Origin of the sequence: Luteitalea sp., from assembly GCA_009377605.1 — a bacterium.
Taxonomy (GTDB): domain Bacteria; phylum Acidobacteriota; class Vicinamibacteria; order Vicinamibacterales; family Vicinamibacteraceae; genus WHTT01.
On record WHTT01000009.1, the window covers coordinates 17,835 to 36,536 of the forward strand.

16 protein-coding genes and 1 pseudogene are annotated in these 18,702 nt (G+C 65.1%); 9 read left to right on the top strand and 8 right to left on the bottom strand.

Going from position 1 to position 18,702, the window contains the following annotated elements; genetic code table 11:
• Positions 1-20: 20 nt before the first annotated feature.
• A complete protein-coding gene (locus tag GEV06_04485) occupies positions 21-782 on the top strand; it encodes an HD domain-containing protein (protein MPZ17157.1) in 762 nt (253 codons plus the stop codon).
• A 3-nt stretch (positions 783-785) separates the two neighbouring features.
• Here the strand turns inward: GEV06_04485 and GEV06_04490 are convergent, their stop codons facing one another.
• On the bottom strand, positions 786-1,955 hold the full coding sequence (locus tag GEV06_04490) for a pyridoxal phosphate-dependent aminotransferase (protein ID MPZ17158.1): 1,170 nt from the start codon (positions 1,953-1,955) through the stop codon (positions 786-788).
• Between the two features lie 164 nt (positions 1,956-2,119).
• Between GEV06_04490 and GEV06_04495 the strand changes: the two genes are divergently transcribed.
• Positions 2,120-2,575: a phosphohistidine phosphatase SixA gene (locus tag GEV06_04495; GenBank protein MPZ17159.1), complete on the top strand. Its 456-nt coding sequence runs from the start codon at positions 2,120-2,122 to the stop codon at positions 2,573-2,575.
• A gap of 62 nt (positions 2,576-2,637) precedes the next feature.
• On the opposite strand, the gene GEV06_04500 is transcribed toward GEV06_04495, so the two are convergent.
• From GEV06_04500 to GEV06_04510, 3 genes are all read right to left on the bottom strand, one after another.
• Positions 2,638-3,231, bottom strand: a complete 594-nt coding sequence (locus GEV06_04500) for an outer membrane beta-barrel protein (GenBank protein ID MPZ17160.1) — start codon at positions 3,229-3,231, stop codon at positions 2,638-2,640.
• A gap of 214 nt (positions 3,232-3,445) precedes the next feature.
• Entirely contained in the window at positions 3,446-4,027 is a 582-nt protein-coding gene (locus GEV06_04505; protein MPZ17161.1) for an outer membrane beta-barrel protein, read from the bottom strand.
• 3 nt (positions 4,028-4,030) lie between these two features.
• Complete coding sequence (locus tag GEV06_04510) at positions 4,031-5,491, bottom strand: amino acid decarboxylase (protein MPZ17162.1); 1,461 nt, start codon at positions 5,489-5,491, stop codon at positions 4,031-4,033.
• Between the two features lie 72 nt (positions 5,492-5,563).
• Between GEV06_04510 and GEV06_04515 the strand changes: the two are divergent.
• Positions 5,564-5,749, top strand: a pseudogene (locus GEV06_04515) (hypothetical protein).
• A gap of 167 nt (positions 5,750-5,916) precedes the next feature.
• On the opposite strand, the gene GEV06_04520 reads toward GEV06_04515, so the two are convergent.
• Positions 5,917-7,041, bottom strand: coding sequence for a hypothetical protein (locus GEV06_04520; protein ID MPZ17163.1), 1,125 nt, complete (start codon positions 7,039-7,041; stop codon positions 5,917-5,919).
• A gap of 437 nt (positions 7,042-7,478) precedes the next feature.
• Here GEV06_04520 and GEV06_04525 point away from each other — a divergent pair, with 437 nt between their 5' ends.
• From GEV06_04525 to GEV06_04540, 4 genes are all read left to right on the top strand, one after another.
• A complete protein-coding gene (locus GEV06_04525) occupies positions 7,479-8,273 on the top strand; it encodes a hypothetical protein (GenBank protein MPZ17164.1) in 795 nt (264 codons plus the stop codon).
• Between the two features lie 135 nt (positions 8,274-8,408).
• The gene (thiO, locus tag GEV06_04530; protein ID MPZ17165.1) at positions 8,409-9,569 is read left to right on the top strand and encodes a glycine oxidase ThiO; all 1,161 of its coding nucleotides are present in this window, start codon (positions 8,409-8,411) and stop codon (positions 9,567-9,569) included.
• Positions 9,570-9,639: 70 nt separating this feature from the next.
• Positions 9,640-9,933 carry a 4a-hydroxytetrahydrobiopterin dehydratase gene (locus tag GEV06_04535; protein MPZ17166.1) on the top strand — a complete coding sequence of 98 codons (294 nt, stop codon included), beginning with the start codon at positions 9,640-9,642 and terminating at the stop codon, positions 9,931-9,933.
• 281 nt (positions 9,934-10,214) lie between these two features.
• Complete coding sequence (locus GEV06_04540; GenBank protein ID MPZ17167.1) at positions 10,215-13,460, top strand: hypothetical protein; 3,246 nt, start codon at positions 10,215-10,217, stop codon at positions 13,458-13,460.
• Here the strand turns inward: GEV06_04540 and GEV06_04545 are convergent.
• Positions 13,446-13,997 carry a hypothetical protein gene (locus GEV06_04545; GenBank protein MPZ17168.1) on the bottom strand — a complete coding sequence of 184 codons (552 nt, stop codon included), beginning with the start codon at positions 13,995-13,997 and terminating at the stop codon, positions 13,446-13,448. The genes GEV06_04540 and GEV06_04545 overlap by 15 nt on opposite strands.
• A gap of 70 nt (positions 13,998-14,067) precedes the next feature.
• Between GEV06_04545 and GEV06_04550 the strand changes: the two genes are divergently transcribed.
• Positions 14,068-15,477: a peptidase M14 gene (locus GEV06_04550; GenBank protein MPZ17169.1), complete on the top strand. Its 1,410-nt coding sequence runs from the start codon at positions 14,068-14,070 to the stop codon at positions 15,475-15,477.
• A gap of 57 nt (positions 15,478-15,534) precedes the next feature.
• On the opposite strand, the gene GEV06_04555 is transcribed toward GEV06_04550, so the two are convergent.
• The gene (locus GEV06_04555) at positions 15,535-16,206 is read right to left on the bottom strand and encodes a nitroreductase family protein (protein MPZ17170.1); all 672 of its coding nucleotides are present in this window, start codon (positions 16,204-16,206) and stop codon (positions 15,535-15,537) included.
• A 104-nt stretch (positions 16,207-16,310) separates the two neighbouring features.
• Here GEV06_04555 and GEV06_04560 point away from each other — a divergent pair, with 104 nt between their 5' ends.
• A complete protein-coding gene (locus GEV06_04560) occupies positions 16,311-17,240 on the top strand; it encodes a hypothetical protein (protein ID MPZ17171.1) in 930 nt (309 codons plus the stop codon).
• A gap of 100 nt (positions 17,241-17,340) precedes the next feature.
• Here the strand turns inward: GEV06_04560 and GEV06_04565 are convergent, their stop codons facing one another.
• On the bottom strand, positions 17,341-18,681 hold the full coding sequence (locus GEV06_04565) for an amidohydrolase family protein (GenBank protein ID MPZ17172.1): 1,341 nt from the start codon (positions 18,679-18,681) through the stop codon (positions 17,341-17,343).
• Between the last annotated feature and the right edge of the window lie 21 nt (positions 18,682-18,702).

Consider the following 18,702-nt stretch of genomic DNA (forward strand, 5'->3'; position numbering starts at 1 on the left):
AAGGTCGGGCCCATACGCAGATGATCTCCGACTCGCATTCGCACACTGGCGCTTACTCTCCACGCCTCGACCGCGCCTTGAAGCTCGCGGCAATCGTTCACCGGCGGCAGCAGCGCAGGGGTACTCGTATCCCGTACATCATGCATCCGGTCCAAGTGGCGCGCATCCTGGAGCACTACGGCTACGGCGAGGATGCCGTGATCGCCGGGTTGCTGCACGACGTCATAGAGGACGCCCGGCCGGACGACGAAGAGATGCACCACGGCGTGGCGGAGACCTTTCCGCCATTCGATCCGACGGGTGGCGTCGAGGCGCCAGCCGAGCAAACGTCGCAGCGGCTGCGCACCCTCATCGAGCGGGAGTTCGGACGTCGTGTCCTGATGCTCGTCGACGCCGTCACAGAGCAAAAGCGTGAACATGGCGTCGATCGGCCGTGGAAGGTCCGGAAGGAGGAGGCGCTTGCCGCGCTCGCCGCGCGGGGGCGGACAGAGCCAGACATTGCCGCGTTGAAGGCGGCTGACGCCCTGCACAACGTTCAGTCAATCGCGCAGGATCTCGCGACGGGCGGCGTGCGGATCATGAGTCGTTTCAACGCCGAGCCACACGAGACGGTTTGGTACTTCCGCGCCGTGGCCCGCATTGTACGCGAGGCCACTGGTGATGCCCCGCTCGTGCATGAGCTGCAATCAGCCGTCGAGAACCTCGCAACGACCTTGCTTCAGGTGTACGAGGCAGGCAGACGCAATCTTCGGGAGCAGCTCTCCTTGCCGGTCCAAGAGTGACTTTCACGTGCCGCGCAGGATCGCTCGAAGCCCTCGTGCCAATCTCTCGAGCCCTTCGCCGAGCCGATCGGCTGGAACCGCGCCATAGGACAATCGAAGATAGCATCCGTCGGTCAGGCCAAAGGCACTTCCAGGCAGGAGCGCCACACCGTGCTCTCGGATTAGCCGCTCGACGAGCAGCAATGGATCTACGGTACCGTGGATTCTGAGCAGGAGGTAGAAGGCTCCACTCACCGGCGGCACCGTGCAGACGTCTTGCATCTCGGCAAAGGCATCGAGCGCGCGATGCCTGAGATCACCCAGCGCCGCAACACGCGCGTCGCAATAGCTGCGGCCAACCTCCAGGGCCGCACAGGCCGCGCGCTGCGAGATCGACGGCGGGCAAATCACGTTCGTATCCTGAACCTTCGTCACCGGCGCGTACAGCGCCTCCGGCACGACCATCCAGCCTACCCGCCAGCTCGCAAGCCCATAGGCTTTCGACATCGAGTAAAGGGCAATCGTGTGCGGCTGGCTTGCCGGATCGGCTGCCGGCGAGTAGTGCGCGACGCCGTCGTACGTGAAGTACTCGTACACCTCGTCGTGGATGTGATAGACGCCAGCGTCACGACAGAGCTGGTTGATGGCGCACAACGTGGCGCGAGGATAGACGGCACCGGTGGGGTTGTTCGGTGAGATGGTGACGACGGCTCGCGTTCGCGGTGTCATGGCGGCCCGGATAAGCTCTGGTAGCGGCTGGTAAGCGGCACTGGTCGAAACCGGGACGGTGCGACATCCTGCGATGGCGATTGCCATGTCGTGGTTGAAGTAGTAGGGGAGAGGCAGGATGATCTCGTCTTCGGGATCGGTGATGGCCAACACGGCAGTCAGGAAGGCCATATTGCCGCCGGCCGTCACCATGATTGCGCGCCCATCGAGCGGGATGCCGTTTTCTGTCCGCAGCTTGTGCCGAATGACCTCGATGAGGTCCGGCAGTCCTTCGTCTGGTCCGTAGTGGTGATCGTGGACCGTCTCGCCAAATGCGGCAACCGCGTCGAGCGCCTCTCGGGGGGGCCCGTAGCCCACCACGCCCTGCGCGAGCGAGATGGCGCCGGGTGTCGAGCGAACGAGCTCGCCGACGTGGGGAACGACCGGAAGCTGAACGTTGGCAATCCGCTGAGAAGAACGCATCAGCCATATATTCTGTATGACAATGAGACGCGATGATAGGGTGTGACGGGTGACGGGGTGACAAGGTGAGGGGGTGAAACCACCCCACCCACGTTCACCGAGTCACCCGGTCACCTGGTCACCGTGTCACCTCGTAGCACCCTTCCCCGGAGCATCGAGTGCCGATCATGCGTGTCTTTCTCGTTCATCACGGCGACGCGCTCCCAGCCGATATCGAGCCTGCACGACCGCTGTCGCCGCGCGGCCTCGTAGCCGTTCAATCACTTGCTGAAGCCGCTGTGGCCCGCACCGTCAAACCGGTCGAGATCTGGCACAGTGGTAAGTTGCGCGCGCGCCAGACCGCCGAGGCCTTTTGGCAGGTATGCAACCCGTTGGCGACGGTCCTGGCCCAGCGGGGCCTTCAACCGGACGACCCGGCTGGCATCATCGCGGATCAACTCGGCGCGGAAGACCGCGAGACGCTCATCGTCGGCCACATGCCGCATCTTCCGGCACTGCTGCGTTGGCTCGTGGCTGGGTGGGACGATCCAGCGATCATGTTTCCGCAGCACGGGCTGGTCGCGCTCGAGCGGAGCGCCAACCGCTTGAAGTGGATCGAGCGCTGGAGGCTGGAAGTGGAGTGAAGGGAAGAGAACGAGGTAGCGAGGGGTCTTTAGACCCCTCGCCCACGCTACCTACGGAAACACTAGAAGCGGAAGGTCACGCCGACGTCGCCGCGCCAGAAGTCGAAATCACCCAAGCCGAGGTCCACAGGGAGGGCGCTGCCGGGATCTTCGTCGTTCAGTGACCGGAAGTAGCGAAGGTCACCCCGAATACCGATGTTCGGGCTGAAGAAGATCATCGCGCCTCCGCCGACGTTGATGCCAAAGTCGTTTCGTGTGGTGCCCTCGAAGAAGTCTCCCACATCCGAGACGTCGAACCGAATCAGACCGATGCCCCCGGTCGCGAACGGTCTGATCTGCGCGCCGCGCCGCGCGCCCACCGGTATGCCGATGAGAACGTTGCCCATCAGGGTGGTCACGCTGCCATCGGCATCGAAGTCACCGAAGTCCTCCGGGTCGAGCTCGAAGAAGTTCGGCGAGTAGCCGAAGTCGACCTCGAAGCCGATGATCTCGCTCGCCATGCCTCCGATGTCGATGCCGTAGTGCAGGCGATTCTTCACCCCCTCACCTCGCATATTCCAGCCGAGGAACGGCGTTATCAGACCGTCTGCGCTGGCGCGCGTCGGAAGCGCCGTCAGGGCCACCACACCTATCATTATCAATATCAGTCGTCGCATTGTCCATTCACCTCATATGAGACCCGACGGTGCCGTTCACGTCCCTTTGGGAGAAGCGCAGCCGGGCCGGCGCAGGATCGCCGCCGCCGTGGGTTGCAAGGGCCGTGCCTCACGTTGAGGGCGGATCTTCGCCCTCAGCCAACGGCGGAGACCTCGACCATTCGCCTTCGCTACACGGCCGCTTGGATCCCGGTGCGAGGCGAATTGGATCCCCCTAGAAGCGGAACGTGACGCCACCCGTGAGGCGCCAGAAGTCAAAGCCCGGCAGTGGGATATCGTCGATGTCGAAATCTGTGAAGTCCGAGAGATTGAGGGTGGTGTCGAACGCACGAAAGTAGCGTACGTCGCCACGAATACCCACGCGATCCCCAGCAAAGAACACAGCACCGCCGCCCGCGTTCCACGCGAGCTCGTTACTGTGCACGCTACCGAGCCCGATGTCTCCAAGGATCGGGACGTCGGCGGAGAGCGAAAGGCGCATGAGACCGATACCTCCCGATCCGTACGGCTGCACGTTCCCGGTTGGCGCACGCACGAGCAGGTTGCCCATGATGGTCGTCATGCTGGCATCGATATCCAGGAGGGGAATTCCATCGAGCCCCTGTCCTGGCGTGAACCCGAGATCGAGCTCGCCGCTGACCACGCCGCCGCCCGCGACACTGACGCCCACCGTGGCTGCCGTGAGATCCCCAGTCGTACCGACGCCGGCAAATGGCGTTAACCAGAGCTGCGCATGCGCAGCGGTCGGCACCATGACGAGCGACAACGTGATCATCGTTCCGAGTAGTCGTGACATGTCCTATCCCCGGTGCGTTCGGCGAACGCGCCCTACCTCCAGCCCTGCACGCAGTAATTCCCAGGCGCGTGAGACGTGTGCTTCGGTCGTCCGCAGATGACCGATGGCGAGGCGCAGAGCAAGACGCCCGCCAATCCGCGTGTGAGAGAGAAACGCCTCGCCGGAAGCGTTCACCCGGTCCAGTAGCGCCGCGTTGAAGGCGTCCAGCGCCTCGTCGCGGTCCGCTCGAGCGGCTTCCGCGAGTGTGCGTGGTACGGCGCGGAAGCAGACAACACTCAACGGCACCGGTGCGAGCCGCTCGAAGTCGGGATGGCCATCCACCCACGACGCGAACCGCCGCGCCAATCGCACGTGCTCGGCCAGCCGCGCGCGAATGCCAGCCGCACCGAAGTAGCGCAGGACGAACCACAGCTTGAGCGCACGGAACCGGCGTCCGAGCTGGATACCGGTGTCCATCAAGTTGCGCGCCGCGCCGGCTTCGCGCGTCTGCAGGTACTCGGGCGTCAGCGAGAACGCCGTTCGTACCAGATCCATGCGACGGCAGTAACAGGCGCTGAGATCGAACGGAGTGAAGAGCCACTTGTGCGGGTTGAGCACGACCGAGTCGGCCCGCTCGACGCCGTCGAAGATCCACGCGCAGTCCGGCACCATCGCTGCGGGCCCTCCGTACGCGGCGTCGACGTGCAGCCACACGCGCTCGCTCTCGCACACATCCGCAATTGCCGCCACCGGATCGACACTCGTCGTCGACGTCGTGCCAACCGTGGCGACGACGGCCATTGGCATCACACCGCGCGCGCGATCGGTGCGAATGACATCGGCAAGGGCGGCGGGACGCATGCGAAACGCGGCATCGACCGGAATCTTCCGGAGACCGTCACGTCCAAGTCCCAGGAGCAGCACCGCCTTGTCGATCGAGGAGTGCGCTTCTTCCGAGCAGTAGACGCGGAGCGACGGTAAGTCGCGCCCAGCCAGCCCACTCACCGTGATCTCGGGAACCGCCGCCTCGCGCGCCGCGGCCAACGCATGAAGGCTGGAGACGGACGCGGTGTCGTAGATGACGCCTTCGAACGTCGGTGGCAGCTGCACCAGCGACCGGAGCCACCCGAGAACCACTTCCTCGAGCTCCGTCGCTGACGGAGAGGTTCGCCAGAGCATGGCCTGCTGGTTGAGGGCTGCAGCCAGTAACTCTGCGAGCACGCCTGGACCGCTTGCCGAGATCGCGAAGTACGCAAAGAAGCCCGGATGGTTCCAGTGCGTCAGACCGGGCACGATCACTCGCTCGAAGTCCGCGAGGATCTCGTCGATGGACTCACCTTCTTGTGGTGCCTCCTCCGGCAGCGCCGCCCGGATCTCGCCGGGCCGAACGCGCGGCAGAATCGGGTACCGCTCACTCTCCTCGAGGTATCGGGCCACCCAGTCGACCAGCGCGTGGCCTGCTCGCCGAAAGCTCTCTGGGTCCATGTCGCCGTGGGGAAGCGCTGGCGATGCGGCCGCGCCGCCTGCGTGGGTGGAGGGCTCGGTCATGGGAGGCGCGTGAGGGCTCGGGACACCCCGGTAGTATACGGGAGGGGTGAGCGGCAGGCCACGTGGGGCAAGGGACCAAGGGGTCAAGGGATCGAGGAATCAAGGAGTCAAGGGATCAAGGAATCAAGGGATCAAGGGGTCAAGGGGTCAAGGGGTCAAGGGATCAAGGAATCAAGGGATCAAGGAATCAAGGAGTCAAGGGATCAAGGAATCAAGGGGTCAAGGGCTGGAGCACACCTCTTACGTCGCTACCCTGCCTTGTCTGTCCCTCGATCCCTCGATCCCTCGATCCCTTGGTCCCTCGATCCCTTGGTCCCTCGATCCCTTGGTCCCTTGGTCCCTTGGTCCCTTGACCCCTTTCCCTAGTATTCGACCTCGATGGTAAACGGTTCGGTCAGCCGTACGGTGACGTTGGATCCAGCTCGCAAGACCGCTGGCTCCGCCCGCTGGGACATGGCGGCCGCCGTACCGCCCCCGGCGCCCGCTGCCGCACCGATCGCCGCACCCTTGCCGCCACCGAGAATAGCCCCCAAGATCGCGCCACCGACGGTGGCGCCACCGATCTTTGCCGTGCTCTTGTCCGATGAGGACGTGCCGTCGCGGTAGATCGTCTCCGTGCGCAGCGGAACCTCGGTGCCATCGTCCAGCACCACCGTGTGGAAGCGTACGCCGAGGCGCGCACCCCCTTTTAGCCGACCGCCGCGATCGACCTCGACGACCGAGCCGCGGAGCTCGGTTCCTGCCGGAATGGCGACGAGATCACCCACGAGGACGTCGCGCGTAGCACGAGCTTCTACCCGATCTTCGACCTCTGCGGTGGCGCTCGAGATTGTGTTCTCGATGCGGAGTCCCACAACGGCGTCCGGCTCGACGGTGACGTTCTCTCTCTGGGGCAAGCGTGGACTGATGAGCCCCTCTGGCTGCTCGAGAACGGCAACAGTCTCGGCGGAAGACGCAACCGGCTCGGCGCTCCGGCTCTCTACTGGTAGCGCTGCCGGGCTCGCGGCGGGCTCCTCCGAGCTGTCGGGCCGGTCTGGGACGTCATCAATGGGCGCGCTGACGGGGGCCGAGTCACGCTCCGTGGCGCGCGCGGTCTCGCGGCTGGGCTCGGTGCGAGCGCTTGCCGGCGGAGTCGTCGCCTCCACCTCTGGTTGCCGGCGAGTGGCCCTTTCGCGATCCGAACGGGTGGTCCGGGGCGCTTCTTCAACTGCTGCCGCGCTCGGTTCCACGCCGCCAGGGTCGGCGGAAGGCGCCGCGGGGTCACTCTCCTCCGCAGACGAGGCATCCTGCTGGAGATCGATCAGCGTGCCGTCGGTAGCCGCTTCGTCCGAAGCGACGGCGTCTGGCGTCGAAGTCGCAGACGAGGGTCCAGGCGCGGCAGCGACGGGTGCCGACTGCGCCACGTGGCGCGTGGCCATATAGCTGCCCAGTCCAGCCGCCGTCACGCACCCGACAATGAGACCAGCAATCAGGACGGGTCGAGACATTGGTCGTCCTCCGAAGTATAGTGACGCAAGAGATGTGCCGGTGCTATCCGGGCCAGGTCCTATGGCTGACCTTGAACCCTCGAGAGCTCGGAACTTGATGCATTTAACGCAAGTTTTCGGGGCTCGAAGATGGTAGGGCGCGTCAGCCTCCCGCGCCGCTACGGCCGCCTCGGCGAGGCGGCCCTACCTAGGACTCTGACCTCCTTGGTCGCCACACTGTGGTTCAGCTCTTCACCTACCGGGGACACTATGTCCACTCGAAGAAACTCGGGAATCAGGACTCAGGAAACAAGAATCGGGAATCAGGAGAGGCCTGCCCAGCCGAAGGTCGGAACGGGGCTTGCCTAGCCGTAGCTTGCCGAAGACGAGCGAAGGCTGGTGCGCTGATTGCATCTGGGCCCAACATGATCAGGCTTCAACGCGCTTCGTGGAGACGCGTGAGCCGAACGCTCGCGTCGGCAGTGGTGACCCTGTTGCTGCTCGCGGCACCAGCGAGTGCGCTGACACTTGCCGAGATCATCGAGCTCAGCAAGACTGGGGTGAGCGAGGAGGTGCTGGTTGCCCTCATCGAGGTGGATGGCACCGCCTGGGATCTGACACCGCAGCAGGTTGTCGAGCTGACAGAGGCAGGCGTGAGCGAGCGAGTTCTGCTCGCGATTATCGACTCTGGCCGCGGTCGGCCAGTGCCCATCGCCGAGGAGCCGCTGGCGCCCGAAGAACCAGTCTACGACGCTCCGCAGGTCACAATCGTTCCCGCAGCTCCCCAGCCGGCGCCCTCGCCAGAAGAGCTCTTCTACGTCGACGCGCCAGGGACCGCCATTGTCGTCGAGCAGTATGAGACCCTCGTCCCAGTGCCGGTGTTCGTGGACCTGCCCGATCAGCGCCAGAAGCGGCACCCCCATCGAGCTCCGCCCGACTCGAAGGTGCGTTCCATCGATGAGCGGCCTCGCCATGCACGCGACGACGCATCGCAGCAGCACGGCGACCGCCCAGGGCGGCGTGGTGAGCTACCCAAGGAGCGATGGGCAAGGGATCTACCACGGCCGGGGATTCCTGCATCCGAGCAGCCTCGTTATCGGGATCACAGCCGAGATCTCGGTGCCCGCGACCTGCGTGCCTTACAGCGGGCGCATCTCGACAAGAGCTCGAACGATCGTTCCTCATCAGATGCCGCTCGCTCCCGGTCCGATTCTGACTCGGACCGCAAGCCTGGCTCCAGGCGCCCCCGGTGAGCCGATTGGGTAGGGCCGCCTCGCCGAGGGGGCCGTTGTTTCGCCGCGGCGTCCTGACGGCGCGTTCGGCGCCACATGAGAGCCAAGCCGCTGCAGCCCCCGCTTTCCTCCATAGCCGCATAAAATGACTGGTCGATGGTGAGCAGTCGCGGGATCCGCCGCCGTCCGGATACGAGCATCGTGAAGGGCACGACCGACGTTGTCGTCATCGGCGCAGGTGTGATTGGCTGCGCCGCAGCCTACGAAATTGCCCGGCGCGGGCTGAAGGTCCACGTCTTTGAGACCCGCGCTCCGGGAGCAGGGGCCTCGCAGGCTTCGGCCGGCGTCCTCGCACCCTACATCGAGGCGGAGTCACATAGCCCCCTCGAGGCACTGGGTGTGCGGAGCTTGGCGCTATTCGACGAGTTTCTGTCACGGGTGGCGACCGATGCGGGACAAGCGGTCCCGTACGTCCGCGACGGCACGCTGGAGGTGGCCACAGATGAAGCTGGCGTGTCGCAGCTCGAACGATCGTGGCGAACCCTCCAAAGCGTGGGCGTCGAGTGCGAGCTACTCACTGCGAGCGAGCTGCGAGAGCGGGAGCCAGCCATCGGTCCCCTCGCGCAGAGAGGGCTGCTGATTCCGACGCATGGGGCAGTCTCGGTACGCGATCTGGTCAGCGCGCTCGTTAGCGCTGCACAAGCACGCGGCGTCACCTTCGACGAAGCGTGCACCGTACGTCGCGTCGCGCCCGGGCCCGGGCCCGAGGCCGAGGTCGAGACGGACCGCGGCGTCCTGCGGGCACAGAGCGTCATCGTTGCCGCCGGCGCGTGGGGCGGTGGCGTGCCCGTGGAGCACGGAGGAGACGTTCCGGTCCGACCCGTGCGAGGCCAATTGCTCTCGCTCGCGAATGTTTCGACCGCGCCAGGGCGTGTTGTTTGGGCACCTGACTGCTACTGCGTTCCGTGGCCCCGCGGCCGCCTGCTCGTCGGCGCGACCGTGGAGGATGCGGGATTCAACGAGCGTGCGACCCTTGGCGGCGTTCGGCACTTGGCGGCAGCCGTGAGTCGTCTCTTTCCGAGCTTGGAGCATGCAGAGCTGGAGGGCGTGCGCGTCGGGCTTCGGCCGAGCTCGCCCGATGGGCTCCCCATTGTGGGCCCGTCACGGCAACTGCGTTGGCTGATCTATGCGACGGGTCACTACCGCAACGGCATTCTCCTTGCACCGTTGACAGCGCACGTCGTTGCCGATCTCATCGCAAGTGGCCGCGAGGATCCAATGCTCGAGGTAACCTCCCCCGCACGCCTCGGGCTATGACCGCAAAAAGGAACCGGGTATCTTTTCGCGCCCGAAAAGGTACCCGGTTCCATTTCTGGGAGAAGACGACATGCGACTGAGCGACGCCGAAATCGGTGAGCACCTGCGGGAACTTCCCGGCTGGAGCCGCAGGGGAGAAGCGCTCGAGAAGCAGCTGACGTTCGCGTCGTTCCCCGACGCGATCGCGTTTGTGACACGGCTCGCGTTCCGCGCGGAGGCCGTCGATCATCATCCTGATCTCTCGATCAACTATCGCCGCGTGACCGTCGGCTACTCGACGCACAGCGAGGGAGGTGTCACGCTGAAAGACATTGAGGGAGCCCGACACGCCGAGGAGTTGGCGGCGCGCTGGACCACATCCTAGTGTGCTGTCTCGCCGAGGTGGCCGTTCTCTCACCGAGGCGTCTGCCACGGTGCGTTCGGCGAACGCACCCTACCTTTCTGTTGGCTGCTTGCCGCCAGTCCGTGACTCGACTATAGTGGCCGGATATTCTGCGACGCCCATGAGTAAGGATCACGTTTCCTAGCCCAGCCCTCGAGTAGCAACATGGGCACGGCGACGCGCGCACGGGCCATATCGCGCGTCGCAGGCGCCCGAGAACGTCGGGGACTAGTTCTCAACCTCGCCCACCTTCAGGAGGAGTGATGAGCCGCGCCCCTTCCGCCCTCTGTACTATTCTGACGCTGGCGATGGCCGGTCCGGTTTGGGCACAGGATGACGCCCAAGCCGGCGGCACGCGCCAACCCACGGCCGAGGTCCTGGATCCAACGGCGGTTCAGCAGCTAGCCGCCGAGGCTGGCGGCGCCGACCGCGTAAGCATCAATCGCGCCACGGGCACCGCGCGCTTCGTTCGCGCTCGTCGTGCGGTTCAGTTGGGGTTGGATCAGCAACAGCGCGGCCCCGAGGCCGCGACGAGTGCCGGCCGTCACGGCCGCGTGATGGCATTTCTCGACAGACATGCGCGTGCGTTTGGCCTCGCCAATCCGCGCACCGAGCTCGGGCTGTTGAGCACGGTGCCGAACAGGCGCGGGGACGAGCATCTGACCTATCAGCAGACGTACCGCAATCTTCCTGTGTTCGGCGCCACTTTCAAGGCGCACTTCGATGCGGCAGACAACCTCACGGCCGTGAACGGCGCCATCGTGCCGGAGATCAGCGTTGATCCAACGCCCACACGGACCGCAGACGAGGCGGCGCGCGTCGCGGTCGGCGTGGTTGCCGCCGGGCATGAGGACGCAGGCGTCGCCGTACAGCACACGCGCCTGCTCGTATTTCGCGAGGGGCTTCTCAAGGGCGTGCCAGGACCGAATCGCCTAGCCTGGGAAGTGGAAGTCGGCAACCGACGAGACATCCGCGAGTTTCTCTACGTCGACGCACATACAGGGAAGATCATCGACCAGATCACCGGCATTCACGATGATCTCGTTCGCCGCGCCTACGACGGGCGCAGCCTGGCCAGGGTGCCACCCGAGTATCCCGACTCGCCATTCTGGGTCGAAGGGGATCCCTTTCCCACGTCCTCCACCGAGGCGGACAACATGATCATCGCTTCGAAGGAAACCTACGACTTCTTCCTCGAGGCGTTCGGCCGCGATTCATTCGACGGCGCCGGCGCCGTGATGGACTCGATCTTCAACCGAGGATACAGCTGTCCCAACGCGTCGTGGAATGGCGTGTTCATCTCGTTTTGTCCGGGGTTCACGACCGACGACATCACGGCGCACGAGTGGGCCCACGCCTACACACAGTACACACACAATTTGATCTACCAGTGGCAGCCGGGTGCGCTCAACGAGGCCTACTCGGACATCTGGGGCGAGGTCGTCGACCTGCTGAATGAGCGTGGCACGGACGAGCAGAGCGTGCGCCGCGCCACCGGCTGTTCCGAGTTTCAGATCTTCCCACCGAAAGTCACGGTCAATTCACCCGAGGCAATTGCCGGCGACTACCCGGCCGCGGCCGCGGCGTTCGGGCCGCCGCTCCGCGACACGATCACCGGCGACCTGGCGCTCGTAAGCGATGGGGCGGGCGCGTCGCCCACTGACGCCTGCGAGCCAATTGTCAACACCGACACGATTGCCGGAAACATCGCGCTCATCGACCGCGGAAATTGCGACTTCGTTGTCAAGGTCAAGAACGCTCAGGATGCCGGCGCGAGCGCTGCCATCGTCGCCAACAATCTCGATGACTCGCTCATCTTCATGGGCGGTGCCGACCCGACGATCACGATCGCTTCGGCGTTCGTCGGCTTGACCACCGGCCAGCAGTTCAAGGCTCACCTGGGCGACGTCGTCAATGTGACGCTGCTGCCAGAGCCGCCGAGCCCGATCATCGATTCTTCCGTGCGGTGGCTGATGGGCGAGGATCTCAATGGGCTGCCGGGGACGGGCGGAATTCGCGACATGTGGACGCCCACCTGCATGGGGCAGCCTGCCAAGGTGTCGGATACGGAATATTTCTGCCAAGAGCTCGATAACGGTGGTGTGCACTTCAACTCCGGTATTCCCAATCACGCCTTTGCGTTGCTCGTGGACGGCGGCGTGTACAACGATCAGAACGTCGCGTCGATTGGGCTCACCAAGGCTGCGCATCTCTACTACCGCGCGCAGACTGTCTACCAGGTGCCGACGACCAACTTCGCCGATCATGCGGACGCGCTCGATGCCGCGTGCACGGATCTGATTGGAGAGCAGCTGACCGATCTGAAGACCGGCGAGCCCGTCCCAGACACGCTCAGCGCGGCTGACTGCGAGCAGGTGGCAAAGGCGATGGTAGCCGTCGAGATGCAGCGCGAGCCGACGCAATGCAACTTCCAGCCGCTTCTCGCAAAAGATCCGCCGGATCGTTGTGGGGCGGACACGACCAAGGTCAATCTATTCTTCGACGACTTCGAGCGAGATCCGAGCCGCCGGTGGAGCGTCAGCCACGCACCAGTCGCACCGGCCGATTTCACGGAGCGAGACTGGGAGTGGACGAGCGAGATCCCGGATGGGCGCGAGGGCTCGGCGTTCTTTGCGGTCGACTTTCAGGGCGGGACCTGCGAGCCAGGTGGCGACGAATCCGCGGTGCTGCATCTCCAGAGCCCGTCCATCAGGATCCCTAGTGGCGTGGCCGACCCTCTCGTCACCTTCCGTCATTGGATTGGCTCAGAGGAGGGCTGGGACGGCGCCAATGTCAAGGTCAGTGTCAACGGCGGACCATGGCAGCTCGTCGCGCCGACCGACTTCACCTTCAACGCATACAAGACGACGCTACAGCCCGTCGCGGCAGGCAACACGAATCCAATGGCCGGTCAGCCTGCCTGGACGGGGGCCGATGAGGGAGGATTCACAGGCTCGTGGGGACGGTCGCATCTGCGCCTGGCGAGCTACGCGGGGCCGGGAGACACCGTCCGTCTTCGCTTCGATTTCGGCACGGACGGCTGTACTGGAACCTTCGGCTGGTACGTGGACGATGTCACCGTCCATGCGTGCACGTCGAACGCGCTCCCAACGGTCGACGTCGGCGACGCGAGCAAGGTGGAGGGCACCCGAGGCCTCACGCCCGCAACGTTTACCCTCAAGCTGTCACACGCCTACGCACGGCCCGTGATCGTTCGCTATCGGATCGCGGACGGCACGGCGCAATCGCCGCGCGACTATCTATCGATCGACAAGATCTTCCCGTTCGTGGTCGTGCCGCCGCTCAGCATCGCCGCGCGCGTGCCGCTGGCGCTCATCGGCGATCATGTCTCCGAGCCGGACGAGACGTTTAGCATCAGGCTGAAAGATGCCAAGAACGGTGTAATCGGCAAGGCGTCTGGCGTCTTCACCATCATCGATGACGACGGGCCCAACTTGTCGACAAACGAAAACAGCCCTGGGCTGTCCCCGTCTTCATCGATTCGTTGAGCAGGCGCCACGGACAACGGGCCAGAGGGCAGCCAGCGCCTCGTGCACGGTGGCAACACCGGCCGGGGCGCCGGCGGGCTCGGCGCTGTCCGCGGTCCAGGAGGAGACCAGTTGCTCCTCTCCCGCGGCGCTGGACGCTCGCGTAACCCTGAGATTCCACTGAAGCTGATCACAGCAGGGCGCTGGCTTGCTCTTGAGCACGCCAGCGCGCCAATGCTCCTGCGCGATGTTCGTCACGGCGCCGTCGAGCGCCGCGATTTGCGACATCGTCAACTTCGTCGTGCAGGCTGTCTGGGTGCCGAGTTGCAGTAACTCGGCCGTGCCGTCGGAGCTGACCGCGACGCCCCCGGTGCCCTTGCCCGTGATGCCACCGCTCGAAACCAGCTCCGCTCGCCAGTGACCCGTGGCGCTCCCGTCCGGCGCCGGGGGATCCTGTCCAGCGCTTGGCATGTTGACAATCGAGAAGAGAAGGAGCGTGCCAACCGTGCTTCGTTCGAGGTGCCCCAGCATTCCAGCTTCAATCCTGACGTCTCGCACGACAAAATGCAAAAGGACGAGGATGCGGCGGCCCTACCCCAGATTCCGGCTCGTGTCGTAGACTCGTCGCATGTCGCCGCGTCGCCTTCGGCTTGCGCTCGTTCTCTCCCCCCTCCTCACCGGCTGTGTGGCGGCTCCAGCGCCGGCCCAGTCTGCTGTCGACCCGCAAGTGCTGGCTCGTGCCTGGGACGCCGAGCGCTTACCTTTGCCACCGGCGCCGCTAGTGCGTCACGCGGACGTCCTCCGTCTCATCGAGCAGTTGAAGACCGCCGACGGGAGCCTGTTCCAGGTCGAACGGATTGGAGCGTCCGTCGAAGATCGGAGCCTGAACCACATCTGGTTCGGGAACGGGCCGTTGCACGTGTTGCTCTGGTCGCAGATGCATGGCGATGAGCCGACTGCGACCAGTGCGTTGTTCGACGTGTGCACCTACATTGCCCGCCATCGCGTTGAGCCGCACGTGGCGCAGATCCTCGAACGTCTGACGGTTCACATGGTGCCCATGGTCAATCCGGACGGAGCTGAGCGTTGGACACGCCGGAATGCCCAGGGCCTCGACATCAATCGCGATGCGGCGCTGCTTCAATCACCTGAGGCGCGCGCGCTCAAGGCGCTTCGGGATCGGCTCGAACCGGCGGTCGGGTTCAATCTGCACAATCAGAACTGGCGGACCTCGGTGGGAGCGCCGCCGCAGCCGGCCGCCATCTCGTTGCTCGCCGTCGCGTCAGACGAGGCGCTCAGTGACACGCCGCAGCGCGTGCTTGCCAAGAAGACGGCGGCGGTCGTGAGACAGGCCATCGAGCCCTTTGCTCGAGGCCAGATCGGCCGCTACGACGAGACGTTCAACGTCCGGGCGTTCGGCGACAACTTCTCTCGCGCAGGCACCGGCGTCGTGCTCATCGAGACGGGGCCGTGGCCCGGACCCGAGCCTGATCGTGCGCTCGTCCGGATCAATTTCGTGGCGATCTTCTCTGCCCTCGAGGCGTTGGCCTCCGGCTCGGTCGATCGCGCGGACCCCGAGCTCTATACCACGCTGCCCGAGAACGACTCGAATCTCTTTCACACGATCGTGAAAGGCGGAACGATTTGGCCCGGCACTGGTGTCGCGCCGTTCAAGGGCGACATCGGCCTCGGCGCCACGCGCGTTGTCCGCCAAACGAAGGCCGGTCGCGAAATCCAGTGGGTGTCGAGTATTCAGGAGCTTGGAGACATGCGGGTCTACGGCGCCCTGGAGACGATCGACGCGGAAGGACTCGTGGTTGCTCCTCGAATTACCGACGCAGACATCGGGCAAGTCATCAGCCTACCCGAGGCGTCACCCGCGAGCCCGAGCAACGGAGATTCGAGTGAACCCTCCGAGCGCGGACCCGCGAGCCGGCCCTTCATCGGCCTCGGCCAGCCCGCGGAGCTGCTCCTCCTCGAGCCGCAGAGCACGCCTGGCCGGTATCGTGTGCGGCAGATCGTGGTGGTTGGTCCTTGACCGACAGTTCCCGCTCAACGTGCTCCACTGGCATCACCATTGGGTCCCTCCGCAATCTCAGCGCCAGAAGGTTACGCAGGCGTCGAATGGTTTCTTCGTGATGACCGGGACCTCCACATCTTCGGCCGGATAGCCGACAACGAGCAAGAGAAATGGACGTTCGTGGGATGGCCGGCCGAGAATCGTATTGAGAAAGCCCATGGGGCTCGGTGTGTGCGTGAGCGACACCAAGCCAGCATGGTGTACAGCCGCGATGAGCAGGCCGGTCGCCAGGCCAACCGATTCCTGGACGTAGTAGTGCTTCACTCGGCGGCTGTCGGACAGCACGCCGTAGGTCTCGGCGAAGATCGCGATCAGGTGCGGTGCGGCTTCGAGGAAGGGCTTGCGCCAATCGGTGCCGAGCGCCGCGAGGGCATCGAGCCACTCCTGCGGTGCCCGCTTCTCGTAGAACTCCCGTTCTTCGGCCTCTGCGGCCTCGCGGATCCGCCGCTTCGTGCTGGCATCGCTGACGACGACGAAGTGCCACGGCTGCATGTTCGCACCGCTAGGTGCCGTCAGCGCCGCGCAGAGGCACTGCTCGATGACAGCACGTGGGACGGCCCGTTCCGAAAAGTGGCGCACGGTCCGCCGCTGGCGCATGTCTTCGTAGAACGCCCGCGCGCGCCGCTCCATTTCGTCAGGTGGATACTCGCGCCACGTCGAGAGGCGCTCGAAACGCGGTGTTGCCATGGCGGTTGCTTTCTTGGTCGCGCGGCGATGGGTCTAAAGAACCCTCGCTACGTGCTCGGGCTGGGCACTCGAGCCGGACCACGGTTAGCCTATACTGACGCGTCGTGACGTCACACACCTCTTCCGACCAGTTTCGCTGGGATGTCGTCGGCCTGGGGGCGAACTCGGTCGACTTCGTGTACCGGCTGCCGGCGGCACCTCAGGCGCAGGGCGCATGCGCGAAGATGCGCATCGCTCAGCGCACAATCTCGTGCGGCGGTCAGATGACTACCGCGCTCGTCGCCTGCGCGCGCTTTGGTTTGCGGACAAAATACCTGGGCGCCACGGGCACCGACGAGAATGGCCGGCGGATTCGTCAGGAGCTCGCCCACCACAAGATCGACACTGCGGATGCGGTCATCCATGACGCGCCGAACCAGTACGCCGTCATCTTGGTCGACGAACGAAGCGGCGAGCGCATCGTTTTGTGGGACCGCGACGAGTGCCTACACCTTCGCCAGCGTGAGATCCCGAAGAGCGCGATCACGTCGGCGCGGCTCCTCCACGTCGACGACGTGGATCAGGAGGCAGCGATCAGGGCGGCGTTGCTGGCGCGGGAGGCTGGTCACCCCGTCACGACCGACATCGACCGGCTGACCGACCGCACGCTTGATTTAGTCGACGCCGTGACGATCCCGATCTTCGCAGAGCACGTGCCGCTCGGCCTGACCGGTGCCCGTGACGCCGAGACGGCCCTGAAGCAGCTGCGGACGAGGCAGCCTGGGCTCTTGTGCGTCACGCTGGGATCGGAAGGTGCGCTGGCGCTGGACAGCGATCAGCTGATCCACTCCCCCGCGTACGAAGTGACCGCCGTCGACACAACAGGCGCCGGTGACGTCTTTCGGGCTGGCTTCATCTATGCCTGGCTGCAGGGCTGGCCTACCGATCGCATCCTCCGCTTCGCCAATGCCGCAGCCGGCCTGAGCTGTACTCGCCCCGGCGCGATCGCAAGCGTGCCCTCGCTCGATGAAGTGCTACGTCTGCTGGACAGTTAGACGAGTCCTTAGGTAGGGCCGCCTCGCCGAGGCGGCCGAACGGCGCGTTCACGCCTTCGCGCTCCGCGCTACGGCGGACGAGTCGGCGAACTCGCCCTCCCTACTCTGTCTGCGTGTCGTCCTCCGCGCGGCTGTACACGACGCGCCCATCGAAGATCGTGGTCTGGACGACGCTGTCGGCAAGACGGTCGGGAGGCAGCGAGAAGATATCGGTGGAGAGTACCACGAGGTCCGCGAGCATCTCTGGCGCGATAACACCCTTGCGACTGTCCTCGAAGGACGCATAAGCGGGCGCGCGCGTGTAGGCGTCGATCGCCGCCGCGAGCCTCTGGCCGTCCGGCCCGGCGCCAGCCGCCGTGAAAATGGCGGAAAGTGGATCGCCTGGATCACCCAGCCAGCGGCTGCCGAGCAGGATCTCGTCGCCGCCCTCGAGCGACGCAAAGGAACGCGCGACCGGCGATGCGAGATCGGCGAGAATGCCGAGCGACTGGAAGCGGAGCCAGTCGACGTTGTCGAGCGGGACGTCGAGCTCGATGCGATGGCGGCGGATATGTCTCTCACCGCCGCGGTTGACCTCGAGCGCATGGAGAAATGCTTCGAGTCCCATATCTGCAACATCGGCAGTAGGTGCCTGAACCATCACCTGCCAACCACGCTCATCCATCAGCGCGACGACGTGGTTCAATTCTGCCTGCGTCGGGCGAAGTGGCGCGCTGGTGTCGGCCTGGCGCAGCAGCTTCTGCGGCCCGCTCTCCACCCCAGGCCGGCTGCCGGCCTGGGGACCCCGCTGATCGAGGACGTCCCCCACGGTCACGCGCACGCCGCCGGTCTTGAGCAGCGGGTCATCCAGATACTGTTTGCGAACGGCGTCGAGGCGTGCGGCGTCCTCCTCTGTGAGATCGGTCCGCACGGCGAGGAGCGCATAGACACGTACTCCTAGCTCGTCCGCAGCGCGAAGCTGCTCGTAGAGCTCCAGATCTTCGGCGCCGGCGCTGATGTCCTGAATGCTCGTGATGCCGAGGCGATGCGCCCGAGCCAGCACGCTGCGGATGGCCTGCAGACGCTCGCCGCGCGTGTGCTGCGGCTCCACTGGCTCGACGAGTGTCCGAGTGTCCTCGTCGCGTGAGAGACCGGCCTCCACCACACGGGCGTGTGCCTCATTGAAGCCGGGCAAGACCGTCCCGCCATGTGCGTCGACGAAGCGCGTTTCGCGGCGGCGGAGGCGTCTGATTTCCCAATCGGTGCCGACGCGGAGGATGCGATTGCCGCGGACTGCGACCGCTTCGGCCATTGGCTGGCCAGCGCCAGTGTAGACCTTACCGTTGTATATGATGAGGTCCACCGGGCCCTCACCGTCATTTTGCGCTCCAACGAGGAGGCCGGCGATGAGCGTGCCAGCGACGATGACAGAGACGAGGTAAGCAGTTAGGCGTGCGGCCATAGCGACGCTCGTGGCGAACGC

Coding starts and splice junctions, on each gene's coding strand:
- GEV06_04485 (MPZ17157.1), top strand. CDS start 21: ATGATCTCCGACTCGCATTCGCACACTGGCGCTTACTCTCCACGCCTC.
- GEV06_04495 (MPZ17159.1), top strand. CDS start 2,120: ATGCGTGTCTTTCTCGTTCATCACGGCGACGCGCTCCCAGCCGATATC.
- GEV06_04500 (MPZ17160.1), bottom strand. CDS start 3,231: ATGCGACGACTGATATTGATAATGATAGGTGTGGTGGCCCTGACGGCG.
- GEV06_04505 (MPZ17161.1), bottom strand. CDS start 4,027: ATGTCACGACTACTCGGAACGATGATCACGTTGTCGCTCGTCATGGTG.
- GEV06_04510 (MPZ17162.1), bottom strand. CDS start 5,491: ATGGACCCAGAGAGCTTTCGGCGAGCAGGCCACGCGCTGGTCGACTGG.
- GEV06_04520 (MPZ17163.1), bottom strand. CDS start 7,041: ATGTCTCGACCCGTCCTGATTGCTGGTCTCATTGTCGGGTGCGTGACG.
- thiO (MPZ17165.1), top strand. CDS start 8,409: ATGGTGAGCAGTCGCGGGATCCGCCGCCGTCCGGATACGAGCATCGTG.
- GEV06_04535 (MPZ17166.1), top strand. CDS start 9,640: ATGCGACTGAGCGACGCCGAAATCGGTGAGCACCTGCGGGAACTTCCC.
- GEV06_04540 (MPZ17167.1), top strand. CDS start 10,215: ATGAGCCGCGCCCCTTCCGCCCTCTGTACTATTCTGACGCTGGCGATG.
- GEV06_04550 (MPZ17169.1), top strand. CDS start 14,068: ATGTCGCCGCGTCGCCTTCGGCTTGCGCTCGTTCTCTCCCCCCTCCTC.
- GEV06_04555 (MPZ17170.1), bottom strand. CDS start 16,206: ATGGCAACACCGCGTTTCGAGCGCCTCTCGACGTGGCGCGAGTATCCA.
- GEV06_04565 (MPZ17172.1), bottom strand. CDS start 18,681: ATGGCCGCACGCCTAACTGCTTACCTCGTCTCTGTCATCGTCGCTGGC.